The organism is Paraburkholderia diazotrophica (genome assembly GCF_038900755.1).
GTDB classification, from domain to species: Bacteria; Pseudomonadota; Gammaproteobacteria; order Burkholderiales; family Burkholderiaceae; genus Paraburkholderia; species Paraburkholderia diazotrophica_A.
This window is the reverse complement of record NZ_JBBPEN010000001.1, coordinates 400,116-425,781: the sequence shown is the minus strand read 5'-3', so window position 1 is coordinate 425,781 and position 25,666 is coordinate 400,116. Positions and strand designations below refer to the sequence as shown.

At 64.3% G+C, this 25,666-nt stretch carries 25 protein-coding genes; 14 read left to right on the top strand and 11 right to left on the bottom strand.

Annotated elements, in window-relative coordinates; all coding sequences use genetic code 11:
* Positions 1 to 455: 455 nt before the first annotated feature.
* The 3 genes from AABE10_RS02065 to AABE10_RS02055 are packed head-to-tail and all read left to right on the top strand — an operon-like array spanning position 456 to position 2,375.
* Positions 456 to 824, top strand: a complete 369-nt coding sequence (locus AABE10_RS02065; protein WP_090863753.1) for a response regulator — start codon at positions 456 to 458, stop codon at positions 822 to 824.
* The gene (locus AABE10_RS02060; protein WP_342931629.1) at positions 817 to 1,440 is read left to right on the top strand and encodes a chemotaxis protein CheC; all 624 of its coding nucleotides are present in this window, start codon (positions 817 to 819) and stop codon (positions 1,438 to 1,440) included. The genes AABE10_RS02065 and AABE10_RS02060 overlap by 8 nt, the downstream gene beginning before the upstream one ends.
* On the top strand, positions 1,437 to 2,375 hold the full coding sequence (locus tag AABE10_RS02055) for a sensor domain-containing diguanylate cyclase (RefSeq protein ID WP_342931628.1): 939 nt from the start codon (positions 1,437 to 1,439) through the stop codon (positions 2,373 to 2,375). Before AABE10_RS02060 ends, AABE10_RS02055 begins: the two co-directional genes overlap by 4 nt.
* Positions 2,376 to 2,447: 72 nt before the next feature.
* On the opposite strand, the gene AABE10_RS02050 is transcribed toward AABE10_RS02055, so the two are convergent.
* Complete coding sequence (locus AABE10_RS02050; protein WP_342931627.1) at positions 2,448 to 2,870, bottom strand: nuclear transport factor 2 family protein; 423 nt, start codon at positions 2,868 to 2,870, stop codon at positions 2,448 to 2,450.
* Between the two features lie 550 nt (positions 2,871 to 3,420).
* On the opposite strand from AABE10_RS02050, the gene hpnD reads away from it, so the two are divergent.
* The 5 genes from hpnD to AABE10_RS02025 all read left to right on the top strand — a co-directional run bounded on the left by hpnD (position 3,421) and on the right by AABE10_RS02025 (position 9,070).
* A complete protein-coding gene (gene hpnD, locus AABE10_RS02045; RefSeq protein ID WP_342931626.1) occupies positions 3,421 to 4,269 on the top strand; it encodes a presqualene diphosphate synthase HpnD in 849 nt (282 codons plus the stop codon).
* Complete coding sequence (hpnE, locus tag AABE10_RS02040; protein WP_342931625.1) at positions 4,269 to 5,540, top strand: hydroxysqualene dehydroxylase HpnE; 1,272 nt, start codon at positions 4,269 to 4,271, stop codon at positions 5,538 to 5,540. Before hpnD ends, hpnE begins: the two co-directional genes overlap by 1 nt.
* Positions 5,537 to 7,570, top strand: a complete 2,034-nt coding sequence (gene shc / locus AABE10_RS02035; protein ID WP_342931624.1) for a squalene--hopene cyclase — start codon at positions 5,537 to 5,539, stop codon at positions 7,568 to 7,570. The genes hpnE and shc overlap by 4 nt, the downstream gene beginning before the upstream one ends.
* A complete protein-coding gene (locus AABE10_RS02030) occupies positions 7,570 to 8,283 on the top strand; it encodes a phosphorylase (RefSeq protein WP_342931623.1) in 714 nt (237 codons plus the stop codon). Before shc ends, AABE10_RS02030 begins: the two co-directional genes overlap by 1 nt.
* Before the next feature lie 292 nt (positions 8,284 to 8,575).
* Complete coding sequence (locus AABE10_RS02025; protein WP_342931622.1) at positions 8,576 to 9,070, top strand: acyl-CoA thioesterase; 495 nt, start codon at positions 8,576 to 8,578, stop codon at positions 9,068 to 9,070.
* Positions 9,071 to 9,195: 125 nt separating this feature from the next.
* Here the strand turns inward: AABE10_RS02025 and AABE10_RS02020 are convergent, their stop codons facing one another.
* A complete protein-coding gene (locus tag AABE10_RS02020; protein WP_342931621.1) occupies positions 9,196 to 10,284 on the bottom strand; it encodes an MlaA family lipoprotein in 1,089 nt (362 codons plus the stop codon).
* Positions 10,285 to 10,288: 4 nt separating this feature from the next.
* On the bottom strand, positions 10,289 to 12,907 hold the full coding sequence (locus AABE10_RS02015) for an MMPL family transporter (RefSeq protein ID WP_342931620.1): 2,619 nt from the start codon (positions 12,905 to 12,907) through the stop codon (positions 10,289 to 10,291).
* 185 nt (positions 12,908 to 13,092) lie between these two features.
* On the opposite strand from AABE10_RS02015, the gene AABE10_RS02010 reads away from it, so the two are divergent.
* Positions 13,093 to 13,698 (top strand): ABC transporter substrate-binding protein, encoded by a 606-nt coding sequence (locus tag AABE10_RS02010; protein WP_342931619.1) that lies wholly within the window; start codon positions 13,093 to 13,095, stop codon positions 13,696 to 13,698.
* A gap of 135 nt (positions 13,699 to 13,833) precedes the next feature.
* Here the strand turns inward: AABE10_RS02010 and hpnH are convergent, their stop codons facing one another.
* Both hpnH and ispH read right to left on the bottom strand, forming a co-directional pair.
* The gene (hpnH, locus tag AABE10_RS02005; RefSeq protein ID WP_342931618.1) at positions 13,834 to 14,991 is read right to left on the bottom strand and encodes an adenosyl-hopene transferase HpnH; all 1,158 of its coding nucleotides are present in this window, start codon (positions 14,989 to 14,991) and stop codon (positions 13,834 to 13,836) included.
* A 10-nt stretch (positions 14,992 to 15,001) separates the two neighbouring features.
* Positions 15,002 to 15,946 (bottom strand): 4-hydroxy-3-methylbut-2-enyl diphosphate reductase, encoded by a 945-nt coding sequence (gene ispH, locus AABE10_RS02000; protein WP_342932233.1) that lies wholly within the window; start codon positions 15,944 to 15,946, stop codon positions 15,002 to 15,004.
* A 458-nt stretch (positions 15,947 to 16,404) separates the two neighbouring features.
* Between ispH and AABE10_RS01995 the strand changes: the two genes are divergently transcribed.
* Positions 16,405 to 17,583 carry a glycosyltransferase gene (locus AABE10_RS01995; protein WP_342931617.1) on the top strand — a complete coding sequence of 393 codons (1,179 nt, stop codon included), beginning with the start codon at positions 16,405 to 16,407 and terminating at the stop codon, positions 17,581 to 17,583.
* Positions 17,580 to 18,251: a lytic transglycosylase domain-containing protein gene (locus tag AABE10_RS01990; RefSeq protein WP_342931616.1), complete on the top strand. Its 672-nt coding sequence runs from the start codon at positions 17,580 to 17,582 to the stop codon at positions 18,249 to 18,251. Before AABE10_RS01995 ends, AABE10_RS01990 begins: the two co-directional genes overlap by 4 nt.
* A 54-nt stretch (positions 18,252 to 18,305) precedes the next feature.
* Here the strand turns inward: AABE10_RS01990 and AABE10_RS01985 are convergent, their stop codons facing one another.
* A complete protein-coding gene (locus AABE10_RS01985) occupies positions 18,306 to 18,836 on the bottom strand; it encodes a hypothetical protein (protein WP_342931615.1) in 531 nt (176 codons plus the stop codon).
* Positions 18,837 to 18,946: 110 nt separating this feature from the next.
* Positions 18,947 to 19,957: a hopanoid-associated sugar epimerase gene (gene hpnA, locus AABE10_RS01980; protein WP_342931614.1), complete on the bottom strand. Its 1,011-nt coding sequence runs from the start codon at positions 19,955 to 19,957 to the stop codon at positions 18,947 to 18,949.
* A 221-nt stretch (positions 19,958 to 20,178) separates the two neighbouring features.
* Here hpnA and AABE10_RS01975 point away from each other — a divergent pair, with 221 nt between their 5' ends.
* On the top strand, positions 20,179 to 20,475 hold the full coding sequence (locus AABE10_RS01975; RefSeq protein ID WP_342931613.1) for an acylphosphatase: 297 nt from the start codon (positions 20,179 to 20,181) through the stop codon (positions 20,473 to 20,475).
* An 82-nt stretch (positions 20,476 to 20,557) separates the two neighbouring features.
* Here AABE10_RS01975 and egtD read toward each other — a convergent pair whose 3' ends face one another.
* Positions 20,558 to 21,538, bottom strand: coding sequence for an L-histidine N(alpha)-methyltransferase (egtD, locus tag AABE10_RS01970; RefSeq protein ID WP_342931612.1), 981 nt, complete (start codon positions 21,536 to 21,538; stop codon positions 20,558 to 20,560).
* 520 nt (positions 21,539 to 22,058) lie between these two features.
* On the opposite strand from egtD, the gene rarD reads away from it, so the two are divergent.
* Entirely contained in the window at positions 22,059 to 22,949 is an 891-nt protein-coding gene (gene rarD, locus AABE10_RS01965) for an EamA family transporter RarD (RefSeq protein ID WP_342931611.1), read from the top strand.
* Positions 22,950 to 22,980: 31 nt separating this feature from the next.
* On the opposite strand, the gene AABE10_RS01960 is transcribed toward rarD, so the two are convergent.
* The gene (locus tag AABE10_RS01960) at positions 22,981 to 23,514 is read right to left on the bottom strand and encodes a DUF962 domain-containing protein (protein WP_342931610.1); all 534 of its coding nucleotides are present in this window, start codon (positions 23,512 to 23,514) and stop codon (positions 22,981 to 22,983) included.
* A gap of 125 nt (positions 23,515 to 23,639) precedes the next feature.
* Here AABE10_RS01960 and AABE10_RS01955 point away from each other — a divergent pair, with 125 nt between their 5' ends.
* Complete coding sequence (locus tag AABE10_RS01955; protein WP_342931609.1) at positions 23,640 to 24,368, top strand: Crp/Fnr family transcriptional regulator; 729 nt, start codon at positions 23,640 to 23,642, stop codon at positions 24,366 to 24,368.
* A 54-nt stretch (positions 24,369 to 24,422) separates the two neighbouring features.
* On the opposite strand, the gene AABE10_RS01950 is transcribed toward AABE10_RS01955, so the two are convergent.
* Together AABE10_RS01950 and AABE10_RS01945 are read right to left on the bottom strand one after the other, a co-directional pair.
* Entirely contained in the window at positions 24,423 to 24,680 is a 258-nt protein-coding gene (locus tag AABE10_RS01950) for a hypothetical protein (protein WP_087736613.1), read from the bottom strand.
* Complete coding sequence (locus tag AABE10_RS01945) at positions 24,673 to 25,422, bottom strand: DNA/RNA non-specific endonuclease (RefSeq protein ID WP_342931608.1); 750 nt, start codon at positions 25,420 to 25,422, stop codon at positions 24,673 to 24,675. The genes AABE10_RS01950 and AABE10_RS01945 overlap by 8 nt, the downstream gene beginning before the upstream one ends.
* Positions 25,423 to 25,666: the final 244 nt, after the last annotated feature.

Below are 25,666 nucleotides of genomic sequence, written 5' to 3'. Positions count from 1 at the left end.
TTGGCGAGTTGCCTTTTCGCCGATTTGCTTCGAAAATTGCGCAACGATAAATACTCAGCCCGCCATGATCGGGCGAAATCCGCGCGAGGGCCCGGGCATTGCATGCCGTGCAAGTCCCGCCAAACCCTCGCGGAGACCAGCGGGGCACCACGGAGCCATGAACGCCGTCTTGCCGCCGCAGCATGATCAACGGGGTAGGCTTCGAAAATGCCGGTCATTGACGTTGTCCATTGCGTGCACTCTGCATCGGCCGCGTGCCGCCCATGCAGCACGCGCCGTACGGCGCGTCCGTCGGGCCGCCATCGGTGTCGAGCATCGCTCGTGCCGAGCGCTTCTCCTTGCCGCCTGCTCCTCGTCCGTGCGGTTCCGTTGCGCAACTGCCCGAGTGGCCACTAAAGATTGAATCCACGCCGCCGTTAACACGTACGAGCCCACTCCGTTTTCTGTCCACCGCCATGTCTTTGCCCATTGTGATCGCCGATGATTCGCTGCTTGCCCGCAAGGTGCTCACCAAGGCATTGCCGGAGGATTGGAAAGTCGACATTACCTATGCGTCGAACGGCCGCGAAGCGCTTGAGCATTATCGCAAGGGCCGCGCATCGGTGATGTTTCTCGATCTGACGATGCCCGACATGACGGGCTATCAGGTTCTTGAGGCTCTCCAGCACGAGGACCTCAATACGTTCGTGATCGTCGTGTCCGCCGATGTCCAGCCGATGGCAAGGGAACGCGTGCGCGCGCTTGGTGCGATAGCCTTCATCGCCAAGCCCGTGACCCCGGAGGCGCTGCTTCCCATCCTGAAGGAGTACGGGTTGTATGTCTGAGCCAGTCCTAAACGAAGACCAGCGCGACGCGCTGCAGGAGATCGCCAATCTGGCGATGGGCCAGGCCGCGACGCGCCTCGCGCTTCTGCTCGATGCGTTCATCGAACTTTCCGTGCCGCGCGTGCGCGTGGTCGCCGTGCGCGAGGCGGCGCAGGCGCTGCGCGACATGACGGGCATCAACGAGCCCGTCAGCGCCGTTCGGCAGGGCTTCCGCTCCGACATCAAGGGCGAGGCGCTCGTGATCTGCCGCACGGGCAGCATCGAGCAGCTTTGCGCGCTCGTGAGCGACCCCTATGCGAAGTCCGCGTATGAGGCGACGTCGCAGGAAGAACTCATATTCGACGTCGCGAACATCCTGACGGGCGCGTGCGTATCGTGCATCCTCGACCAGCTCGGGCGCACGCCGGTGTTTTCGCCGCCGGGTCTGCTCGGTTCGGCGATGTCGCTCGACGACGTCTTTCAGCCCAAAGTGCTCGCATGGGAAGCGGCGCTGCTCGTCGAAGTGAATTTCGCACTGGAGGATCAGAGTTTTCGCGCCCACCTCGTGATGCTGCTGGCGGAAGACTCGATCCGTCATCTGAGCACCGCGCTGGACGCGTTGCTTTCCAGCCTATGAATGCCGCGCTTCCAACGCTGAGCGACCTCGTCGTCGAACGGGTCGGCTTTGGCATTTTCGTGCTCGACCGTCAGATGAACGTGCTGATGTGGAACCGCTTCATGCACGATCACAGCGGGCTGTCGGCGCGGCAGGTCGTCGGCAAGTCGATTTTCGCGAGCTTTCCGGAACTGCCGCGCGTGTGGCTCACGCGCAAGGTCGAGAGCGTTTTCCAGCTCGGCAGCTTTGCGTTCAGTTCGTGGGAGCAGCGCCCGTATCTGTTCAGGTTCGATCACGACCGGCCGATCACGGGCGGCGTCGATTACATGCAGCAGGACTGCACGTTCATGCCGATCATGCGGGAGCGCGAAGTGGAGGCCGTCTGCGTGACGGTGTGCGACGTGACGCACGTGAGCATCGTGCAGCGCGAGCGCGAAGAGGCTGTCGCGAAGCTGCAGGAATACGCGGACCGCGACGGTCTGACGGGCATCGCGAACCGCCGTTTCTTCGAAGCGCGGCTGCGCGACGAATACACGCGCTGGCAGCGCTACGGCGGCAATCTGTCGATCCTGCTGTTCGATCTCGACCACTTCAAGAAGATCAACGACCAGTTCGGCCACATGGTCGGCGATTCCGTGCTGCGCGAAATGGCGCAGCGCGTGTCGCACGTCGTGCGCGCGCAGGATACGTTCGGGCGATTCGGCGGCGAGGAGTTCGCGTTGCTGCTGCCATGCACGCCGCTCGAAGATGCGATGCAGGTCGCCGAGAAGATCCGGAACACGATCGGCGAATCGGCCGTCGATGTGCAAGGCATGAACGTGCCGGTGACTGCGAGCGTCGGCGGCGCGGCGGCTCGGGTAGGCGTGCCGGCCTACGAGGCGCTCATCAACGAGGCGGACGCCGCGCTCTATAGCGCGAAGCGCCAGGGGCGCAACCGTTCGGTGGCGTTCATCTGAGCGGTTTCCGCGGCGAAGGCGCCGCGCGCCCACCGGCACGGGCCGTGCGTGTTCGACGCCCGTTGCGCCGATTCACTTGCGGCTCATCGACGAGCCGACGATGCGCCACTGGCCGTCGCGACGCAGGAAGTCGTCCTTGAATGCGAACACGGCCGACTGACCGTTCGGCGCCATGAAGCGATCCTCGCCGACTGCGACGGCCCGATCGCCTTCCACATGAACCTTCACATTCTGCAGCGTCTGCGTCGAGCCGGCGGGCAAGGGCGGCGCGCTCAGCACATCGCTTTTGGTACGCGCCGCGCCAGCCGGCGTGATCTCGCGATATGAGTCGTCGAGCAGCGCTTTGAGCGTGTCGCTATCGCGATGCATGCTTGCCTGCAGCCACGTTTCCTCCATCTGGCGGATCACGGCTTCGTCGTTTTGCGCAGCGAAGACAAATGCCGAAAACGCAAAAGCGGCGAGAAGAGGTGCGACAAAAAACATATGGGTTTTCATGATATTTCTTCGAAAAATCGGGATTGACGGTTTATATAAATTAATTGGCTCTGTGCGCAAAATAATTAACCAATTAGCGCCGGAGATAATCGATATAAAAATTCATTTCAGGAACGTGTCGATTATTCGATGTCCGCGTTTTGCAGGCAGGTAGTGGTTTGCCTTGCGACCGGTCCTTCGGCGTTCATCGCGACGGTAAATGTAATTTGAATTTTCAGCGCGATATCTCAGGCAAGTCCTAATTTGCGATAGCCCGTCAATCAACGCCATAAACAAATGGCCACAGGGATTTTCTATTGATATTGTGTCAAATGCCGCTGGCATTATGAGGTCGACATCTCATACCGATTAACCTTGCAGCCTGCGGCGTGCCGCACTCGCGCGATTGCACGCTGTTTCTGCGGCGCCTGTCAAAGGTTGGTATACTTTTCGGCGTTTTCTGGCCTTTGCGGCCGGAGTTTCGCGCGTGTCCGCGCGCGCGGGCGGCTTGCCCTGCGGGTAGGCATGACTTCTTGATCGCCCCGTCGTGGGTGTCTCAGCGGAGATCGTCTTGGCCGTTTCCAACCTCGTCGTGGACGACGCACAAACCGACGCAGCCGCCGCAAGTTCAGGCAGCTCGTTTTATCTCGCGATGCGCATCCTGCCGCCGGCGCAGCGCGACGCGATGTACCAGGTCTACGCCTTCTGCCGCGCCGTCGACGACATTGCCGACAGCGACCTGCCGCGCGCCGAACGCGCGGCGGGCCTGGAGCGCTGGCGGGCGGACATCGACGCGTGCTACGCGGGCTCGCCGCACGCGTCGCTGCGCGAGCTGACCCGGCACATCCACACGTTCCATCTGCAGCGCGAAGACTTCCACGCGATGATCGACGGCATGGCGATGGACGCGGCCGCCGACATTTGCGCGCCCGACGAAGCGACGCTCGACCTGTACTGCGATCGCGTCGCGAGCGCGGCGGGCCGGCTGTCCGTGAGAATTTTCGGGATGGAAGAGCAGCCCGGCATCGAGCTGTCGCATCACCTGGGACGCGCGCTGCAACTGACGAACATCCTGCGCGATATCGACGAAGACGCCGCGATCAACCGCTGCTATCTGCCATATGAGCTGCTCGCGCGGGAAGGCATCGCGACGTCGAATCCGCTCACGGTGGCCGACGATCCGTCGCTGCCGCGCGTCTGCGCGACGCTTGCCGAGCGCGCGAAGCAGCATTTCGCCGCTGCCGACGCAATCATGGATGAGCAGCCGCGCGCGCAGGTTCGCGCGCCGCGCATCATGTCGGGCGTCTATCGCGTGCTGCTCGATCGCACGCTGGATCGCGGCTTCGACATTCCGCGCACGAAGATCAGCAAGCCGAAGCTGCGGATGCTGGCCATCGTCGCGCGCTACGCTTTCTTTTGATGCGCAAGCTGGTCCACGTGATCGGCGCGGGGCTGGCCGGTTTGGCGGCTGGCGTGCAGCTGCAGCGTCGCGGCGCGCAGGTGATCCTGTACGAAGCGGCCGAACAGGCGGGCGGCCGCTGCCGTTCGTACTACGATCGCGTGCTCGCGGGCACCGTCGACAGCGGCAATCACCTGATGCTGTCGGGCCAGCAGGCGACACTGAACTACTTGCGCGCAATCGGCTCCGCCGACGAACTCGTCGGGCCGATCCAGCCCGAATACCCATTCGTCGATCTCGCGACGAACCGGCGCTGGACCGTCCGGATGTCGCCGGGACGTTTTCCGGCGTGGATTTTCGAGGCCGGCGCGCGCGTGCCGGAGACCGTGTGGTCGGACTATCTGTCCATCGTGCCACTGCTGTTTGCGAAGCCCGGCCGCACCGTTGCGCAGACGATGCGCAGCAACGGCGTGCTGTGGGACCGCATGCTGCGGCCGCTGCTGCTCGCGATGACGAACATCGAGCCGCGCCATGCGACGGCCGAACTGGCGGGCGCCGCGCTGCGCGACACGCTCGCGGCGGGCGGGGCCGCAAGCCGGCCGCTGATCGCGCGCAACGGGCTGGGCTCGGCCTTCGTCGAACCGGCGCTGCGCCTGTTGCAGCACGGCGGCGCGGCGATCCGGCTCGCCATGCGGCTCGACGCGCTGGAGTTTGCGCACGCATCGGAGAGCCGCGTGAGCGCGCTGCGCTTCGGCAGCGAGCGCATCGAAATCGGCGCGAACGAGGCCGTCGTGCTCGCCGTCACGCCGGACGTCGCGCAAGCGCTGTTGCCGGGCGTGCAGGCGCCGGACCGGTTCTCCGCCGTCGTGACCGCGCATTACGCCGTCGAGCCGCCGCTCGGTCATCCGCCGCTGACGGGCCTCGTCAACGCAACCGCGGACTGGCTGATCGCATCCGACGGGCGTCTGTCGGTGACGGCGTATGACGCCGCAAGTCTCGTCGATACGCCGCGCGACGAGCTTGCCCGCACGCTGTGGAAGGACGTCGCGCGAGCGACGGGTCTGTCGGACGATCTGCCGCTGAAGTGGCAGTTGACGGCCGAGCCGCGCGCGACGATCGCCGCGCGGCCCGAAGACGAGATGCGCCGACCCGCTACGCGCACTCGCTGGAACAATCTGATGCTTGCAGGCGACTGGACGGCAACCGGCCTGCCGGCGGGCATCGAAGGAGCGATCCGCTCGGGCCGGAAGGCCGCGGATACGCTGTTGAATGAACTGATGGAACGCCGATGAACGACCTATCCATGACCCAGACGCTGGGCGATGCACTGCCTCAAACGCTGATCGACGATCACGCCCCCGTCGCGGCCGCGCTGGCCACGGGCGCAGCGCCCGTCGATGCGCTCGACGCCGCTGTCACGCGCGCGACCGACGCAATCCTCGCCGCGCAAAAGGACGACGGCCACTGGGTCTACGAACTCGAAGCCGACGCGACGATTCCCGCCGAATACGTGCTGCTCGTCCATTACCTCGGCGAGACGCCCGACGTCGAACTCGAACAGAAGATCGCGCGCTATCTGCGCCGCATCCAGCTGCCCGACGGCGGCTGGCCGCTCTTCACCGATGGCGCGCTCGACGTCAGCGCGAGCGTGAAGGCGTATTTCGCGCTGAAGATGATCGGCGATCCGGAAGACGCCGAGCACATGGTCCGCGCGCGCGAGGCGATTCTCGCGAACGGCGGCGCCGAGGCGTCGAACGTGTTCACGCGCATTCTGCTGGCGCTCTTCGGCGTGGTGACGTGGTACGCGGTGCCGATGATGCCCGTCGAAATCATGCTGCTGCCCAAGTGGTTCCCGTTCCATCTGTCGAAGGTGTCGTACTGGGCGCGCACCGTGATCGTGCCGCTGCTCGTGCTGAACGCGAAGCGCCCCGTCGCGCGCAATCCGCGCGGCGTGCGCATCGACGAACTGTTTCGCGGCGCGCCCGTCACGACGGGCCTGCTGCCGCGCTCGGGCCACCAGAGCAAGGGCTGGTTCGGCTTTTTCCGCGCCATCGACGGCGTGCTGCGCGTAACGGACGGCCTGTTCCCGAAGGCGTCGCGAGAGCGCGCGATCAAGGCGGCCGTCGCGTTTGTCGACGAACGCCTGAACGGCGAAGACGGCCTCGGCGCGATTTTCCCCGCGATGGCGAACTCGGTGATGATGTACGACGTGCTCGGCTATCCCGCCGATCACCCGAATCGCGCGATTGCCCGCAAGTCGATCGACAAGCTGCTCGTCGTTCACGAAGACGAAGCGTATTGCCAGCCGTGCCTGTCGCCTGTGTGGGATACGTCGCTCGCGGCGCATGCGCTGCTCGAAACGGGCGACGAGCGCGCCGAGGCGGCCGTGCTGCGCGGCCTCGAATGGCTGCGCCCGCTGCAGATTCTCGACGTGCGCGGCGACTGGATTTCGCGCCGTCCGGATACGCGTCCCGGCGGCTGGGCATTCCAGTACAACAACGCCCATTACCCCGACGTCGACGATACGGCCGTGGTCGCGATGGCGATGCATCGCGCGGCGGCGCTGACGAGATCGGATGTCGACGGCAACGCGATTGCGCGCGCCCGCGAGTGGGTGGTCGGCATGCAGAGCAGCGACGGCGGCTGGGGCGCGTTCGAGCCGGAAAACACGCAGTACTACCTGAACAACATTCCGTTTTCCGATCACGGCGCATTGCTCGATCCGCCGACGGCGGACGTGTCGGGCCGCTGCCTGTCGATGCTCGCGCAACTCGGCGAAATGCCCGTGACCAGCGAACCGGCGCGCCGCGCGTACGACTATCTGCTGAAGGAGCAGGAAGACGACGGCAGCTGGTACGGCCGCTGGGGCATGAACTACATCTACGGCACGTGGACGGCGCTGTGCGCGCTCAACGCGGCGGGCATTTCGCTGGAAGACGCGCGCATCAGGCGCGCCGCGCAATGGCTCGTGTCGATCCAGAACCCGGACGGCGGCTGGGGCGAAGACGGCACCAGCTACAAGCTCGACTATCGCGGCTACGAAAAGGCGCCGAGCATTCCGTCGCAGACGTCGTGGGCGCTGCTCGGCCTGATGGCGGCCGGCTACGTCGATCATCCCGCTGTCGCGCGCGGCATCGAATACCTGAAGAGCGAGCAACGCGACCACGGGCTGTGGGACGAAGAGCGCTTCTCCGCGACCGGCTTCCCGCGCGTGTTCTATCTGCGCTACCACGGCTATCGCAAGTTCTTCCCGCTGTGGGCGCTCGCGCGCTACCGCAACCTGACGCGCGCGGGCGAGAAGCGCGTCACCGTCGGCATGTGATGGCGGCTCGGCCTGATCGCATGAACGCGAGCTTGCCCGTCATCGCCGTCACGGGGATGGCGTTCGAGGCGCGCATCGCGCGCGGCAAGGGCGTCGAGGCTGTTTTCGCGGCGCGCGCCGATCTGCTCGAACGCGCGCTCAACGAAGCCGTCGCGCGCGGCTGCGCGGGCATCGTCAGCTTCGGCACGGCGGGCGGGCTGGCGCCCGGTCTGCCACCCGGCGCGCTGATTGTCGCGAGCAGCGTGCATAGCCCGCTCGGACAGGTCAATACCGATCTGCACTGGTCCGCGCGCATCGTCGCTGCGCTCGGCGCGACGCCGGTGAATAGAAAGCTGTGGCGCGGGCCGATGGCCGGTGTTGGCGCGCCGCTCGTCGGCGCGGCGGACAAGGCGGCGCTGCACGCGTCGACGGGCGCGCTCGCCGTCGACATGGAATCTCACCTCGCGGGCGCTATCGCCGAGGCGAACGGCTTGCCGTTCGCGGTCTGCCGCGCCGTCGTCGATCCGGCGTGGCGCACGCTGCCGTCCGCTGCGACGGCGGGTTTGCGCGACGACGGCACGACGGCCATCGGCCCGATCCTGCGCGAACTGGCGCGCCAGCCGTCGCAACTCGGCGGCCTGCTGCAGGTTGCCGCCGATGCTCGCGCTGCCCGTAGCACGCTCGTCGCCGCGCGGAACGCTTTGGAACGCGCGGGCGCGCTTCTCTTTCCCTGACGGATCCAACTGCAAGCCTGCAAGCCCGCAAGCCCGCAAGCCCGCAAGCCCGCAAGCCCGCAAGCCCGCAAGCCCGCAAGCCCGCAAGCCCGCAAGCCCGCACCCCCGCACCCCCGCACCCCCGCACCCCCGCACCCCCGCACCCCCGCACCCCGCAAGCCGTGCGGCGCAAGACCGAAACGGTGTGTCGGTCTTGATAGTATAGGGAAAACCCTAATCTCTGATATAGTGCTAGGTGTTAGCCCTAGGTCGCGTCCATGAGCGCGGCTACGCTATTCCGAAGAGGGACCGAATGAATTTCCACACACGCAAGTGGGTCAAGCCCGAAGACCTGAATCCCAACGGCACACTGTTCGGCGGCAGCCTGCTGCGCTGGATCGACGAAGAAGCCGCCATTTACGCAATCTGCCAGCTCGACAACCAGCGCGTCGTGACGAAGTTCATGTCGGAGATCAACTTCGTCAGCTCGGCGCGGCAGGGCGACATCATCGAGCTCGGCATGAAGGCGACCCATTTCGGCACGACGTCCATCACGCTGCGTTGCGAAGTGCGCAACAAGATCACGCGCAAGAGCATTCTGACCGTCGAAAAGATGGTGTTCGTGAATCTCGACGAAAACGGCAATCCGGCGCCGCACGGCCGCACGAAGATCCGCTATGCCGACGAGGCGTTCGAGCGCTACAGCGAAAAGCTGCGCGCGATGCAGCAGCAACCTGCGATGCTTGCGGCTTCGGAAGACGTCGATGCGGTCGACACCGTCGATCAGGAAGCGGACGCAGCGCACTGACGCGCGGCGCGGCGGTTATCGCCGTTATCGTTCGGCTGGCTGAGTCGGCCACACGAAAAAATCCTCGGCGGGTCTCCTGACCAGCCGGGGATTTTTCGCATCTACAGAGGCAAAACGTATGCGGCTTATTGCGAAGGGGACTTGTCGGACGAGGGTGAAGGTGAAGGCGACGCGTCCGGCTGCTTTGCTGCCGGAGCCGCGCCTTGTCCCGGCGCTTCCCCCGACGGGTTCGACATCGAAGGCGCGGGCGTGCCACTGATAGGCGCCGTCGTCGAGGCGGGCGGCGGCGCGGACGTGTCGCCCGGATCTTCGTAATTCGGCAGGCCGTTGTCATTGTCATCGGCGGGCGGCGTCCGCTTTGCCCCGCCTGCGCCCGATGCGCCTTCCGGCGGCGCGGCATCACCTGGGTCTTCGTAGTTCGGCAAGCCGGTGGGTGCCGCGCCCGGAATCGTCGACGGCGCCACGCCCGATGCCCCCGAAGGCGCTTCCGCACCCGAATCCTCCGGCTCGCTATAGTTCGGCAGGTTCGAAGCGGGCGCGCCGGCGCTGCGCAATAGCGAGCGGCGCTGCTGCGTGTACGCGTCGCGGACGAACGAGTACTTGTCGAGCGCGGCCTGTTCCAGCAGCGTCGTCGCGCCGAGCAAATCCGAACGCACGCTGACGAACTGCAGGAAGTACAGCGGATACTTGTACTCCGCGTCGAGATACGTCATCGGATTCGCGCGGAAATCGACGAAATAGCCGAGGCCGTCGCGGAACGAACTCGGCCCGAAGAGCGGCAGCACCAGATATGGGCCCGACGGCACGCCCCAGCGTCCGAGCGTCAGGCCGAAGTCCTGCTTGTGCTTCGGCAGGCCGGCTGGCGTCGCGAAATCGATCAGGCCGCCGATGCCGAACGTCGAGTTCATCGCAAAGCGCATCAGGCTTTCGGTTGCGTCCTTGATATGCAATTGCAGCAGGCTGTTGGCGAAGTTGTCCAGATCGCCGAGGTTCGAGAAAAAGTTGCTGATCGCCTGGCGCAACGGCTGCGGCGTGACCTTCTGATAGCCCTTCGCGATCGGCACGGCGACCGTGCGATCGAGTGCATCGTTGAACGTGAAAATCGCGCGGTTCATCGGTTCGAGTGGGTCCCCGGGCTTCCGGTCCGGTCCCGTTGCACACCCCGTCGCAAGACTCGCGGCGGCCAGTGCCAGCGCGGCTGTTCGCATCTTCATGCGGCTATCCTTGTTGTTTCTTCGATGCGCGGCGAGCGCGCGGTTTGCCCATCAATACCGGCTGAAATACCACAGCGCCCGTCAGCGTGCAGACAAGGGACAGCGCCAGCAGCCGTCCCATGCTCGATGTACCCGGATGGTGCGACAGCCACAGACTGCCGAATGCCGTCGCCGTGGTCGCCGCGCTGAACAGCACGGCATGCGTGAGACTCGATTGCAGCAGGCCCGTCTGTCCCCGGCGCCATGCCATCACAAAGTAGATCTTGAACGCGACGCCGACGCCGAGCATCAGCGGCAACGCGATGATATTCGCGAAGTTCAGCGGCATGTCGAACGCGACGCACAACTCCAGCGTGACGATAGCCGACACCAGCAGCGGCACGAGCGTGCGCAGCACATCGCCGAACCGGCGCAGCGTGAGCCACAGCAGCACCGTGATCGACAAAATGGCCCACGCGGCCGCCTGCAGGAACGCCGTGATGATGACGTTCGCCGAATGCAGGATCGAGATTGGCCCGCCGATTGCGCCGGGCTCCGCCGTCTTCACGGCCTTCGCGAAGTTGCGCAGCATCACGTCGTCGCCGGGATCGGTGCCGGGCGGCACCTTCGGCGAAATCTCGACGAGCGCCTGGCCCGTTTTCGACACCCAGCTGTCCGCGATGTCCTTCGGCACGTTTTCGCGCGTGATTTCCGACGGCTGCAGCAGAGTCGTCAACTGGTTCAGCGAGATTTTCAGCGGTTCGGACATCGCGCGCTCGGCGCGGTCGCGCGTCGAGACATCGGCGTTCGCGAGCTTGGTCAGCGTATCCGACAGATGCTTCGCTTCGGTGGCGCCGGGGCCGGGGTGATCCTCGGACGCGAGCGCGAGCTGGTTCGCGCAGCGCTTCAACGCGGCGACGCGCACGGCATCCGTGGCGGGCGGCGCGGGCGTCTGCGTGAGCGCGGGCAACAGCTGCTGCGCGGCCGCCGAAATCAGCGCGAGCTTTTGCGGCTGATCGGGCGGAATGTAGGTGGAGAGCGTCGTCGTGCGGCCGACTTGCGGGAGCTTCGAGAGCCGGGAGGCGATCGCGTCGGCGGCCGCGAGCGAAGGCGCGAGCGCCCGCACGTTGTTGACGGCGGCTTCGGGCGCATCGTTGAGCGAGATCAGCGTCGCCATCGACTCCGTGTTCGGGTCCTTCAGATGCAGCGGATTGAAGTCGAACCGCAGATGCAGCAGCAGCGGCGATGCGCCGATGATCGCCACTGCCGTCGCGATCAAGACGGGCGTACGGTTGCGGTCGAGAAAGTCGTCGACGGGCGCGAGGAACTTGAAGCCCGGCGACACCGGCTCGCCCGGCGGATTGAGCACCTTGATGAGCGCGGGCAGCAGCGTCATGTTGGTCACGTACGCGACGAACATGCCGACACCCGCGATCTTGCCCAGCTCCGACACGCCGCGATAGGCCGTCGGCAGAAACGAAAAGAAGCTCTCGGCAACGGCGACGGCGGCGAGCGTCAACGGCACGCCGATGCTGTAAGCAGTGTGAATGAGCGCGGCCGCGAGCCGGTCGTCGCGATTGCGCTCCTCGCGATACTTCACGCCGAACTGCACGCCGAAATCGACGCCGAGCCCGACGAACAACACCATGAACGCGACGGAAATCATGTTCAGCGCATCGACCATCATCAGCCCGAGCGCGGCCGTGATCGCGAGGCCCACGAAGAGCGTGACGAACACGGCGAAGATCAGGCGCCCCGAGCGCAGCGCGAGCCACAGAATGCCAAGCACGACGAAGAACGTCGCGATGCCGTTGATCTCCGCGCCGTCCTGCACCGACGCGAACTCTTCATCGGCAAGCGGCTGCTCGCCCGTCAGGCGGATGCGCGCGCCGTACTGCGCATCGAGATCGAGCGATGCCGCCGTCTTGCGAATCTCTTCGGACGCATGCGCGCCCGCTTGCAGCGCCGCGAAGTTGACGACGGGTTGCACAACGATGAACGCGCGCGCGGGCACCTTGACCGCGTCCTTGTCGACGAGCGCGCGCCACGAGAACACGGCGGGCTGGTTGGCGAGCACGTGATCGATCACGGTCGCGCTGCGCGACAGCAGGTTGCTCATGTCGGCGAGCTTCACCTGGCCGATTTGCAGCGGCAACAGCAGGCTCGTGGTCAGCGTGCCCGCGAGACCCGTCAGGCTTGGATCATGCGCGAGCGAATTGATGAGCGGACGCGCTTTGACCAGTTGCCCGGTCGTCGATTGCACTTCGCTGACGGAAGGAAACAGCAAGCCGTTCTTTTCGAAGAACGGCCCGCTCCCCGGCTGCGATACCGAGACGAATTCCTTCGTTTCCTTTTGCAGTTCCGTGGCGAGCGTGTTGGCGGCGGCGTTCGCGTATTCGGGCGCGCCGGCCTCGACGACGACGAGCAGCGTTTGTCCGCGATCGGGGAAGGCCTTGTCGATCTGCTTTTCCAGCGCGGACCATTGCGCATCGTTCTCGACGAGACGGCTGGTGTCGGTATTGATCTTGAAGTGATGAACGACATAGATGGCGCTCAGCACGGCGAGTACGAGCGACAGCCCGATGACCTGCAGCGGACGGCGCACCGACCAGACAACGAGGCGAACGATTGAGGACTTCAGCATGTACGCGAGCGGGACCTAGTCAGATTGGTGTTATTGGCTGAGGGCACAAGTATACCGACGCGGCCGGCGCAAGGTCGCGTAAGCGAACGCGGTGCGGCCTTTCAAAGCCGGTATACTGGCCCGTACCCCCGCGGCGGAAGCGGCCTGTTCCGCCAGGGGTCATTCTCAACTGTCCCGATGAGCGTATGAAACGTTATATCTCTGCTTTTCTGGCAGCCGCCGTGGTTTCCACCGCGGCTTTCGCACAAAGCGCGCCTGATGCGATCGTCAAGAACGCGGTCGAAGGCACCGTCAATGCGATGAAGGCCGACCCACAGGCACGTGGTGGCGACATGAAGAAGATCACGCAAGTGGTCGAGTCACATTTTGTGCCCGCGACGAACTTCCAGCGCACGACGCGAATCGCAGTCGGTAAAGCGTGGAGTACCGCGACGCCCGAACAGCAAAAACAACTGTATGAGCAATTCACGAAACTCCTTGTCGGTACGTATGCCGCATCGCTGTCGCAACTGCGCGATCAGGATGTGAAGTTCCGCTTTCAGCCGGCGAACGCGTCGGCCGACGCGAAAGACACCGTCGTCCAGTCCCACGTGCTGAGCAACGGCGGCGACGATGCGATCGACTATCGCCTGGAAAAAACGGCGAACGGCTGGAAGATTTACGACATCAACATGATGGGCGCGTGGCTGATCCAGGTGTATCAGACGCAATTCCAGGAGCAGCTGTCGAAGGGCGGCATCGATGGTTTGATCAAGTTCCTCACGCAGCACAACGCGCGCAGCGCCGGCTGATGGCTGCCTTGATCGCCATAGTTTCGCGCGACACATAACGAGGCGCGCGCAGCGAGCCACTCGTAACGAAGCACAAACAGAAAGAGCGCAACGGTTCGAACCGTTGCGCTCTTTTTCATGCGGCGTCGATCAGACTTAGTTCAACGCGGCTGCCGAGGTCTGCACCTTCTTGCCCGTGCCCGCGCGCTTGATCTCGTCGAGCTTGATTTCGACGTGACGCGAGAACACGTATTCGGCGGGGCGCTGCTTGTCGAGCGGGATGTCCTTCGCGAATTCGCCCGTCGTCCGCGCGCCCGTCAGGCTGACCTTGAACGCCTTCAGCGGATGAGCGACGGTGTCCATCACGGCCGTCGCTTCGAAGCCGCAATGGACCATGCAGTCCGCGCACTTCTCGTAGTTGCCCGTGCCGTACTTGTCCCAGTCGGTGGTTTCCATCAGCTCCTTGAAGGTCTTCACGTAGCCTTCGCCGACCAGATAGCACGGCTTCTGCCAGCCGAACACGGTGCGCGCGGGGTTGCCCCATGGCGTGCATTCGTACGTCTGGTTGCCGGCGAGGAAATCGAGGAACAGGCTCGACTGGCTGAACGACCACTTCTTGCCGTTGTCGCCGCGCCTGAAGATTTCGCGGAACAGCTGCTTGGTCTTTTCGCGGTTCAGGAAGTGCTGCTGGTCGGGCGCGCGTTCATACGCATAACCCGGCGACACCGTGATGCCGTCGACACCCATCGGGCCGACCGTGTCGAAGAACGCGGCGACGCGTTCCGGCACGGCATCGTTGAACAGCGTGCAGTTGATGTTCACGCGGAAGCCGCGGCGCTTCGCTTCCTTGATGGCCGCGACCGCCTTGTCGTACGTGCCGTCCTGCGACACCGAGTGGTCGTGCATTTCGCGATCGCCATCCAGGTGCACCGACCAGACGAAGTACGGATTCGGCTCGTAGTCGTCCATCTTCTTTTCCATCAGCAGCGCGTTCGTGCACAGGTACACGAACTTCTTGCGCGCCATGATGCCCTTGACGATCTGCGGCATCTCCTTGTGCAGGAGCGGCTCGCCGCCCGCGATCGAGACGACGGGTGCGCCGCATTCGTCGACGGCTTCGAGGCATTCGGCCAGCGACAGACGCTGGTTGAGGATGGGATCGGGGTAATCGATCTTGCCGCAGCCGTTGCACGCGAGGTTGCAGCGGAACAGCGGCTCGAGCATCAGCGCAAGCGGATAGCGCTTGTTGCCCTTCAGGTGCTGACGCATGATGTAAGCGCCGACCCGGACTTTCTGTAGCATCGGAATAGACAAATCGTCCTCCTTAAACTTCGCGTGCAGCGAGTGGTTGCGTCAGTTTCGACGGCAACTTGAATTCAACTTTTTCTTCACGTCCCGCCATCGTCGTAACGTCGACGGGGCCCAGTGCGCGAAGCGCATCAATGACGTTCTCGACCATTTCTTCAGGCGCCGATGCGCCCGCCGTCAGGCCGACCGTTCCGACGCCTGCGAACCATTCCGGCTTGAGCTCGGAGCCGTCGGCGACGAGGTAGCTCGGTACGCCCGATTCGCTGCCGATTTCACGCAGGCGATTCGAATTCGAGCTGTTCGTTGCGCCTACCACCAGCAGCACGTCCACCTGCGAGCTGAGCTCGCGCACGGCGGCCTGGCGGTTTTGCGTCGCGTAGCAGATATCGCGCGTATCGGGGCCGACGATATCCGGGAAACGGCGCTTCAGCGCATCGATGATGCCGCGCGTGTCGTCCACCGAAAGCGTCGTCTGCGTGACGTAAGCAAGCGGCGTATCGACGAGCAGTTCCAGTTTTGCGACATCGGCTTCGCTTTGCACGAGCAGCACGGGCCCCGGAATCTGGCCGATCGTGCCTTCCACTTCAGGATGACCCGCGTGGCCGATCAGGATCAGCGTGCGGCCCGCCGCAACATATTGCCGTCCTTGCACATGCACCTTGGTCACGAGCGGGCAAGTGGCGTCCAGCACATCCAGACCGCGCGCCTGCGCATCGCGTTCGACGCTTTGAGCAACACCGTGGGCACTGAAAATCGCAACCGCGCCCTGCGGCACTTCATCGAGTTCTTCGACGAAACGCGCGCCCTTGCGGCGAAGATTATCGACAACGTGCCTGTTGTGGACGATCTCATGACGCACGTAAACCGGTGCGCCATGTTGCTGCAAAGCGCGATCGACAATCTCGATCGCCCTCACGACTCCCGCACAAAAGCCGCGGGGTTGGGCAAGGATGACTCGCATAGGCTGGCGAACTCCGACTGACGCGGGTTTCCGGCCAGATCGGTAAAAAGGACCTGTTCGCCGCGTCTGTATAGTTGATTGTCTTAAATCCGACGAAAGTCGATACTCGAGACCAAACGCGCATTCTAACGCCATCGCTGTTTATTTGCTTTTTCGACGCACTGGACCGTGGTGTTTCGCGCGGCAAAAATGACTCGCTGCGCCGCGTGACGGGAACCCTTAAACTAGCGGGCCTTGCCGCGCGTGCGCAGGCTGCGCAACGTTTGCGCGCAGGCGTTGAATTTTCTGCGACGTCTTTCACGGATGGCGCATTCTTGAACGTATCGAAACGGCCGTCTATCACATATTCGATGGACGGACAGCGGTCGTTTTCCACGATTGGCGCGTCGTCGCTGCGGGTGTTGCCGCGCGCGTGCGCAACCGCGCATCGAAGCGCGGCTTCCAAAAGAGGGCAATGCATGATGGCGGCGGTTCTGTTTCTGTTGGCGTGTCTGTCGCTCCTGATCTGGTGTGTGCTGCTGTTCGCGCGCGGCGGCTTCTGGCGCGCGCATCCCGCTGCGCCGCTCGCGCCCGGCACGCGCGACACGTGGCCCGGCGTTGCCGCCGTGGTGCCGGCGCGCAACGAGGCGGATGTGATCGCGCGCGCCGTCACGTCGCTGCTCGCGCAGGACTATGCGGGCGAGTTTCATGTGATCGTCGTCGACGACCACAGCACCGACGGCACCGCCGACGCCGCCCGCGCCGCCGCGCTCGCGCTCCAGTGCCCGGACCGGCTGACGGTGATCGGCGCGAAGCCGTTGCCGACGGGCTGGTCGGGCAAGGTATGGGCACAGTCGCAGGGCATCGAGGCCGTGCGCGCGCTCGGCTACGTGCCCGAGTACCTGCTGCTCACCGACGCCGACATCGGTCATCCCGACGACGCGCTCACGCAACTCGTATTGCGCGCCGACGCGGAAAAGCGCGATCTCGTTTCGCTGATGGTCCGCCTGCGTTGCGATTCGTTCTGGGAAAAGGCGCTGATTCCCGCCTTCGTGTTCTTCTTCGCGAAGCTCTATCCGTTCTCGTGGGTCAACAATCCGCGCAACCGCACGGCCGGAGCGGCGGGCGGCTGCATGCTGGTGCGCCGCACGGCGCTGGAAGAAGCGGGCGGCATCGAATCGATTCGCGCGGAACTGATCGACGATTGCAGCCTCGCCGCGCGAATCAAGCATCGCGGCGAAGGGCGCCACCCGATCCGTCTGGACGTGGCGGCGCGCAGCGTATCGCTGCGTCCTTACGACAGCTGGCGCGAGATCTGGAACATGATCGCGCGCACCGCGTTCACGCAACTGCGCTATTCGGCGTGGCTACTCGCGGGCACGCTGCTCGGCATGACGATCATCTATCTCGTGCCGCCCGTCGTCGCCATCGTGCTCGGGCCGAAGGGCTGGCCCGCGTGGCTCGCGTGGGCGGCGATGTGCTGCGCGTATGCGCCGATGCTGCGGTACTACAACCGGTCGCCGCTGTGGGCACCATTCCTGCCGCTCATTGCGCTGTTCTACGTCAGCGCGACGTTCGGCTCCGCCGTGCGCTACTGGCGCGGCAAGGGCGGCCAGTGGAAGGCGCGCGTGCAGGCGCCCGCAGGGTCGAATCAATGAGACGGCTCGTCTGCCTGATCGTGCTGTCGCTGGGCCTCATACAGGCCGCGCTGGCAGACGATCAGACGAGCCACGACCACGTGTCCGCGTATCTGCGTCAGAAATTCGGCCTCGCGAAAGAAAAGGCCGAGCAGATCTCGAACGCGGTGCGCGCCGCCTCAGAAAAGTATGCGCTGCCGCCCGCGCTGATTCTGGCGATCATCTCGATCGAATCGCGTTTCAAGGAAAAGGCCAGGGGCGGCAATGGCGCGACGGGGCTGATGCAGGTCGTGCCCGGCGCGCACAAGCGGATGCTGAAAGACGTGAAGGATCTGACCGATCCCGAGACCAACATCGAGGTCGGCTCGGCGATTCTGTACGGCTACGTGAAATCGGCGGGCGGCGATATGAATGCCGCGTTGAAGAGCTACGGCGGGTCGAAGGCGTATGCGGAGAAGGTCAACGGCCGCGTGAAGACGTTCGCTGAAGTGCTGGATGCCGAAGCGGCCGCCGCATCGGGCGCCGACCAGCCGCTGCCGTCGCGCGACGGCGGCTGCGATGCGCGCTGGACTTCGCTGTGCATCGGGCCCGTCGTCTACGCGAGTCCCGTGGACGATGCCGCCGACAAGCCTACCGTTTCGCAGCGCGCATCCAGCCTGCTCAATTCACTGCTGCCTCATTCGCACTGAACGGGCGCGCCGACACGAAGCGCGCGGCTCGATGGATCGACGAGCCGCCGCGCATCACTTCTGCGTGAGCATCATGTACATCTGGATGACCATGTCCGGCGAGAACTGGAACGGCACCCAGCCGTGACCCGTGTGACGCAGCACCAGCAGACGGTCGCCGTTCGATTGTTTCTGCACGGCCATCACCGGGTTCTTCGTCGAGACGAAACGCCAGCCGGCGGGTAGATTCGGCGGGACTTCGGGCTCCATTGACGCGCGCGCGTTCGCCAGTTCCTCGACCAGCTGACCGATCTGCGACGGATGCAGCGTGACCGACTTGCCGCCGATCGTCATCGTGATTTCGTTCTGGCTCGGGCGTTCGATATGCAACGTGGGCTTTTCGTCGGCAGCCGCTGCATCGGCTTCGGGCGGCTCGGCTTGTGCTTGTGCCGAAGTTTCCGCGGTTTCGATGGGCGCTTCGACGGCGGCCGCCGCTGCTTCGACAGCGGAAGACGCGGCTTCGACCTGTTGCCGGGACGTCGTGAAAGCCTGAATCAGCTGATCGACGCCCGTTTCGAGCGCGCCAATCTGTTCGTGAAGGTTCATGCGTAGTTCTCTGGTAAGACCCGCGATTTTACCTTCTGCGCGCCGACGTTAATCTTCGTGTCGGCATCGAGTTGTAACAAAGCGTACGCGCGAGAATCGCCGCGTCTGCGTCAGGCCTTCAGATAACCCGCGTCGCGAAACCAGTCGAGCGCATCGCGCAGTCCCTCGCGATACGGCCGCGCGCGATAGCCGAGTTCGCGCTCCGCTTTCGCGGACGTGAAGTACATCTTGTTCTTCGACATCTTCAGGCCGTCGACGGTCACGAACGGCTCGCGCTTCGTGAACTTCGCGACGGCTTCCGCGCCCATCGCGAGCGGATACAGCGGCCAACGCGGCAACGCGATGGTCGGCGGCTTGCGCCCGACGATGCCGGCGATATCGGCGAGCATCTGTTGCAGCGGCAAATTCTCGCCGCCGAGGATGTAGCGCTCGCCGATCTTTCCGCGTTCGAGCGCAAGGAAATGGCCCATCGCGACGTCATCGACGTGCACGAGGTTCAGCCCCGTATCGACGAAAGCGGGAATCTTGCCGAGCGCTGCTTCGACGATGATGCGGCCCGTCGGCGTCGGCTTCACGTCGCGCGGACCGATGGGCGTCGACGGATTGACGATGACGGCGGGCAGGCCGTCGTTCGCGATCATCCGTTCGACGGCACGCTCCGCGAGCACCTTGCTGCGCTTGTACACGCCGATGGCCTGCTGCGGCGTCATCGGCGATGTTTCGTCGACCGACTGGCCCGAGCCCGTCACTTTCAATGTGGCGACGCTGCTCGTGTACACGATGCGCTCGACCCCTTCTTTCAGCGCGGCGCGCATCGTCGCTTCCGTGCCTTCCAGATTCGAGCGCTCGATTTCGTTCGGGTCGGGCGCCCACAGCCGATAATCCGCCGCGACGTGCAGCAGATAGCGCGCGCCGCGCAGCGCCGCGCGCATCGACGCTTCGTCGCGCATGTCGCCGATAGCGATCTCCGCGTCGAGCGATTCGACGTTGCGGCGCGGACTCGTCGGACGCACGAGCACGCGCACCGCGAAGCCCTTTTGCTGCGCGATGCGCGCGACAGCCGAGCCGACGAAACCGGATGCGCCGGTGACGAGTACGAGATCGCGAGTCTGATCGGTCATTGCCTGCTGTTTCCCTTTTGCCGTTTCTCAGTTGTTGCCCGAATGGCTGCCCGACCTGGCTGCCGACGTGGCGTATCGCAGAGGTCGGATTGTACGTGTTGCGCTTGAAGAAGACTGTCGATGGCGCGCGCCGTGCTCGCGTGCCCGTCAGCAAGCAAAGCCCACGCGGCGCGACTAGAATGCCCGCGTGAACGCATGGAAACGCATAAGGAGGTGAGAGCATGTCCGGCACGGATCTCGATTCGCGGCTCGAAACGTATTACGTGCGCGTGCGCGGCATGGTGCAGGGCGTCGGTTTTCGTCACGCGACCGTACGCCAGGCGCATGCGCTGGGTATCCGGGGATGGGTGGCGAACCTGGATGATGGTTCCGTCGAAGCGATGCTGCAAGGGCCGGCGAATCAGGTCGACCGGATGCTGTCGTGGCTGCGTCACGGGCCGCCCGCGGCGCGCGTCACGGAAGTGACAGGCGAAGAGCGCGCCAGCGACAAGCGTTTCGAACGCTTCGAGCAGCACTGAAGCGTTCGAAGCACGCGAATCACCGGAATGAATGAAGCAGAAAAAAGCGCGCAGTGTCGCGCGCTTTTTCCATGCCGACGAATCAGCGCGCTACCAGCAGGCTTTCTGCAAATCCCCAGTCGCGCTCGATCCATTGATGGCTGCACACGAAGCCCGCGTCGTCGGCGATCGCATGCAGTTCTTCCGCGCGGTACTTGTGACTGCTTTCCGTCCAGATCGTCTCGCCTTCTTTCAGTTCGACCGACAGCTTCGCCGCGCGCACCTGCGCGCTCACATGCCGCTTCGCGCGCAGATGCATTTCGACACTGCGCACGTCCGGATTGAAGCGCGCGACGTGCTCGAACGCGTCGAGCGGAAAGTCGCCATCCAGTTCGCGATTGATCCGCGCAAGCAGATTCAGATTGAACGCGGCCGTCACGCCGATGGGATCGTCGTAGGCGGCGATCAGCACGGGCACCGGCTTTTCGAGGTCGGTGCCAAGCAGCAGCGCATCGCCGGGCGCGAGCATGTTGCGGATGTCGCGCAGAAAACGCGTGGCGGCGAGCCTGCCGAAATTGCCGATCGTGCTGCCGAGAAACAGCACGAGCAGCGGCTCGTCCTTGGCGCGGCGCTTGCTGACTTCGGCGAGCCCCGCGAGATAGTCGCGCTCATAGCCGACGATCGAAATACGTTCGATGTCACCGAGTTCGCGGCGACATAATTGCAAAGCGGTGCGCGAAATTTCAATCGGGCAGTAAGAAGTTGGACGTTTTTTACACAGCGCTTCGAGGATGCGGCGCGTCTTGCGGCCGCTGCCGCTGCCCAGTTCCGCGACGATCGCGTCGTGCGGCAACTGCGCGACGATATCGGTCGCGTGCTGCGCGAGCAGGCGTTCCTCGGCGCGCGTCACGCCGTATTCGGGCAGCGCGGTGATTACTTCGAAGAGCGCCGATCCCACTTCATCGTACAGATACTTCGACGGCAATTCCTTCTGAGGCTGCTTGCTGAGGCCAGCGCGGACGGCGGCGGCAAACTCCGGCGATACGTCGTGCGACAGATGATGCGATACGGCTGGCTGAGTCATGTTGGCTCCGTGTTGGCTCGTTTCCAGTGATGACTTGAGGACTGCGGAAAGCGGATACGTTGGAGTGAGTGAACCGGCCTGCGTTCATGCGAGGGCTAGCGTGAGCGCGTTCGATGACCGGGGCGTGTCTGCGCTCACACATCCGTGAAGCAGATTGAAAGCCGCGTGCGCGCGGCGCTGAACGACACAGTCAAGCAAGAACCGCGCACGAGCGGCGCGAAAACTCGACGGGAGCGCGCCCGTCATTCCACCGAAGATTCGCCGACGTCGATGCGGCGCAGAGATGGAGTTAGGTTTTATAGTCCATCGTGCGTGAATATGCACGCGCGCGTTTCGCCCAGAAAACGCGACGTGATGCGTGCAACCCGTCTAGAATGCGCGCTTCACGCGATGACCGTGTCCCACATTCGGGGACTGCGCCGCGCAGTTAAAACAAGACTTAAACAATGGACGACATCATTCGCGCTATCGCGCCCCGCCTTTTGTCTTGCACGCATCATCTTTCGACGCGGACGAGCCGATGAACGCATATCAACCGGGGCGCGGCATCGCGTTATCGGTGACGGCATCGGCGCTCTTTGCGCTGTTGTCCGTCTACGCGAAGCTGCTGACGCCGCTGACAGGGCTCGATATCTTCGCGTGGCGCGTGATCTGGACCGTGCCCGGCGCTCTCATACTGATTGTCGTGCGCTCGCGGCTGCCGCAGTTGCGTGCGCTAGTGCGGCGCGCGATCAGTGAGCCGCGCACGGCGTTCGCGCTGGCCGTCAGCGCCGCGCTGCTGGGCGTGCAGCTATGGGTGTTTCTCTGGGCGCCGCTGCACGGACGGATGCTCGAAGTGTCGCTCGGCTATTTCCTGTTGCCGTTGACGATGGTGCTCGTCGGCCGCTTCTACTATCACGAGCGGCTGGAGCCGTTGCAATGGCTCGCCGTCGCTTGCGCGGCGCTCGGCGTGCTGCACGAGCTGTGGGTGACGCGCGCGTTCTCATGGCCCACGCTGCTCGTCGCGCTCGGTTATCCGCCGTATTTCGTGCTGCGTCGCAAGATCAACGCCGATTCGCTGACGGCCTTCGCGCTCGAAGTGTCGTTGATGCTGCCGTTCGCGCTCGCGATGGCGCTCAACGGCGGCTCGCTCGCGCTGCTGTCGGGGCGCATCGACATGTGGCTGTTGCTGCTGCCCGGACTCGGCGCGCTGAGCACGGTCGCACTCGCGTCATATCTGAAGGCGAGCCGTCTGTTGCCGATGGCGCTCTTCGGCATTCTCGGCTATGTGGAGCCCGTGTTGCTCGTGATCGTGTCGGTGACGCTGCTCGGCGAGACGATGACGGCTCAACAGCTTGGCACCTATGTGCCGATCTGGATCGCCGTCGGGCTCACGGCGCTGCATGGCGTGCGTCTGCTCGCGCCGGGTTGAATCAATCGCTACATCGCCGCGCTGCTGGCGCTCATGCGTGGCCACGCGCGGCGTCGATGCGCGTCGGACCGGCTTTCGCTTCGATTGCGTCGCGCAACACCGGGCGCCATCCGAACGCAAACAGCGCTTCGGCCAGCACGAACAGCGGCCCGATGACGAGACCGATCAGATCGTCGACGAATGCGGGCTTGCGGCGCTCATACGCGGCGTGTCCCACGAACTGGATGATCCAGCCCACGACGAAGAGACCGGCGCCCGACGCGAGCCACAAAAGCGTCGGCTGCGCGGCGAGCCAGGCGCCGCACGCGATGCACAACGCGTACAGGACGGCCATCATCAGGCCGAGCGGCACGTCGAGCGCGAGGTAGTAGGCGACGCTCAGCACGACCACCACCAACGCTGGCGACACCGGGAACGGCAGCGCTGCAAACGTCCACGCGGGCCGGCTCAACAGTATGGCGAGCGCGAGCACGATCATCGGAATGCCGACGAAGTGCGTCGCGATGTTGCGGCGGTCACGATGATAGGCCGCGTATTGCGCGAGCTGGTCAGTGAGCGTTCTCATGGATGCCCGTCCTCGTTGAAAGTCATCATAATCGCGGTCGGCGGGCCGCGACACATTCGGCTAGCCGACAATCCGGCCTGTTCATACCGACCCAACCGACAAACCGACGGACCGCGCTTCGAACGATGACGCCAGACATTTCATCGAACCCGCCCGAGCTTGTCGCGCTGCTCGACCGCAGTGCGTGGTTTCGCGGCGCACCCGATGCGCTGCGTACGCAATTGCTCGAACTCGGCCGCACGCGTCGGCTGCCGGCGGGCCAGCGGCTCTTCAGTCGCGGCGATGCCGACGACGGCTTCTATTGCGTGCTCGACGGCCTGATGCGGATTGGCGCGGCAAGCGCCGCCGGCAAGGAAGCATTGCTCGCCGTGATCGAGCCGGCGAACTGGTTCGGCGAGATCGCGCTGTTCGACGGCCAGCCGCGCACGCACGATGCCTATGCTGAACGCGATACGCTGCTGTTCCATGTGCCGCGCGCGGCGCTTTCGTCGATGCTCGAACGCAGTCCCGCGTTCTGGCATCCGTTCGGTCTGCTGCTGACGCACAAGCTGCGCCTCGCATTCGACGCAATCGAAGAGGCCGCGCTGCTGCCCGCTGCGCAACGCGTCGCGCGGCGGCTGTTGCTGATGGCGGGCGGATATGGCGACGCGTCGACGCTGCGGCGCGTGCTGAAAGTGCCGCAGGAAGATCTCGCGATGATGCTCGCGCTGTCGCGTCAAACCACGAACCAGATCTTGCGGCAGTTCGAAACGCAAGGCGCGCTCGCGCTGCGCTATGCGGAGATCGAGATCGTCGACGCGCAGAAGCTGAGGGCGTTTGCTGCGTCGACGGATAGTGGGGCGGCACGTAGCTGAGCGGTTGCCGCGCTGCGTTGACGTGATGCGGCGCCGACCGCCCCGCTTCAAACGCTAGAACGGATTGTCGATCACGCCCGGCTTTGCATCGGGCTCTTCCTTGACCTGCTCGGGCAGATGCGCGTCCGCCTGCAACGCGGCGACGACGCTGTCGAGCGCCTCTTTGAGCGCCAGCGCCGCCTTCAACCCGCGCTTGTCCTTCGTGATGTCGAGCGTGCCGTTCACGACGACGCGCGTGGTGCCGTTCGACACTGTCAGCGCGTCGCCCTGGATGTTGAGCACATCGTCGTCGTTCGAATACGCTTTAAACACCTTTCAGCCCTCCCGGACGCTGGTCCTTGAGTTTTTCCGGAATGCCCGGAAAGCGGATTCCGCTCATCGCTTCGAGTTCGTGAACGGTCTTCACGTCGTAGCGGTCGGTCGCCGCGTTGTCCGCGACGATCGCGAACGCGAGCTTCTTCGACGGCACGTAGACGACCTTGAACAGTTGCGTCGGCACGAATACGCGCGTCGGCCCGATGGTCTGCAACTGCGAGCCCGTGAAGAGCGGCCCCGTGACGACATATGTGTCGTCGTACTTCTTCGAGAGCGTGCGCACGGCCGTCTCGATGTGCGACCACAGGTGCTGGTTATTGACACGATTCTGCGGCACGACGTTCGCGAGCGAAAACGATTGTGCCATCGCTTCCGCGTTCCAGCGATTGCCCGCAGGACTCATGTGGCCACGATCGAAGCCGCTGCGCCTGTAGTCGGCGAGCGTCGCGCCTTCGCCATCGGGCAGGCGTGAGTCTTCGAAAAACCTGTTCGTGCGGACCATGTCCTTCGCGGCCTCGATATGGTCGCGCGTCAGATGCTCGGCGGACCACAACGGGCCGTGCGTGATGCCCGAATGCAGGACGGCGAAATCCGAATAGCACAGCATGCGCGTCTTCGGCGTCATCTTTGCGTTCGTCAGCACGGGCCATTGGGCGTCGGGCGTGAAATCCGTGCAGGACGGTGCCGCCGATACGTGGCTCGCGGCCACGATCAGCAGACTGGCTAACCACTTCTTCATGGATGTGAAAGCAAATGAGGGGCCGCAAGTATAGCCGCGCGTGGTATGTGCCAGGCAAGGTCTACATGCGATTTGCGCAGCGTCGCTATTGCAATCGGCAAAAGCGTAACGATCGCGTCAGCGGGCGGCAATTTATGCGCGTTTCGCTCGCGCGAGACGACGGAGGAAATCCGCGCCCGCCGGTGTGCGGCGGGGCGGTGCTCAAGATAATGGAAGCGAAAGGAAGCAGTCGAAGCGAAGCGAT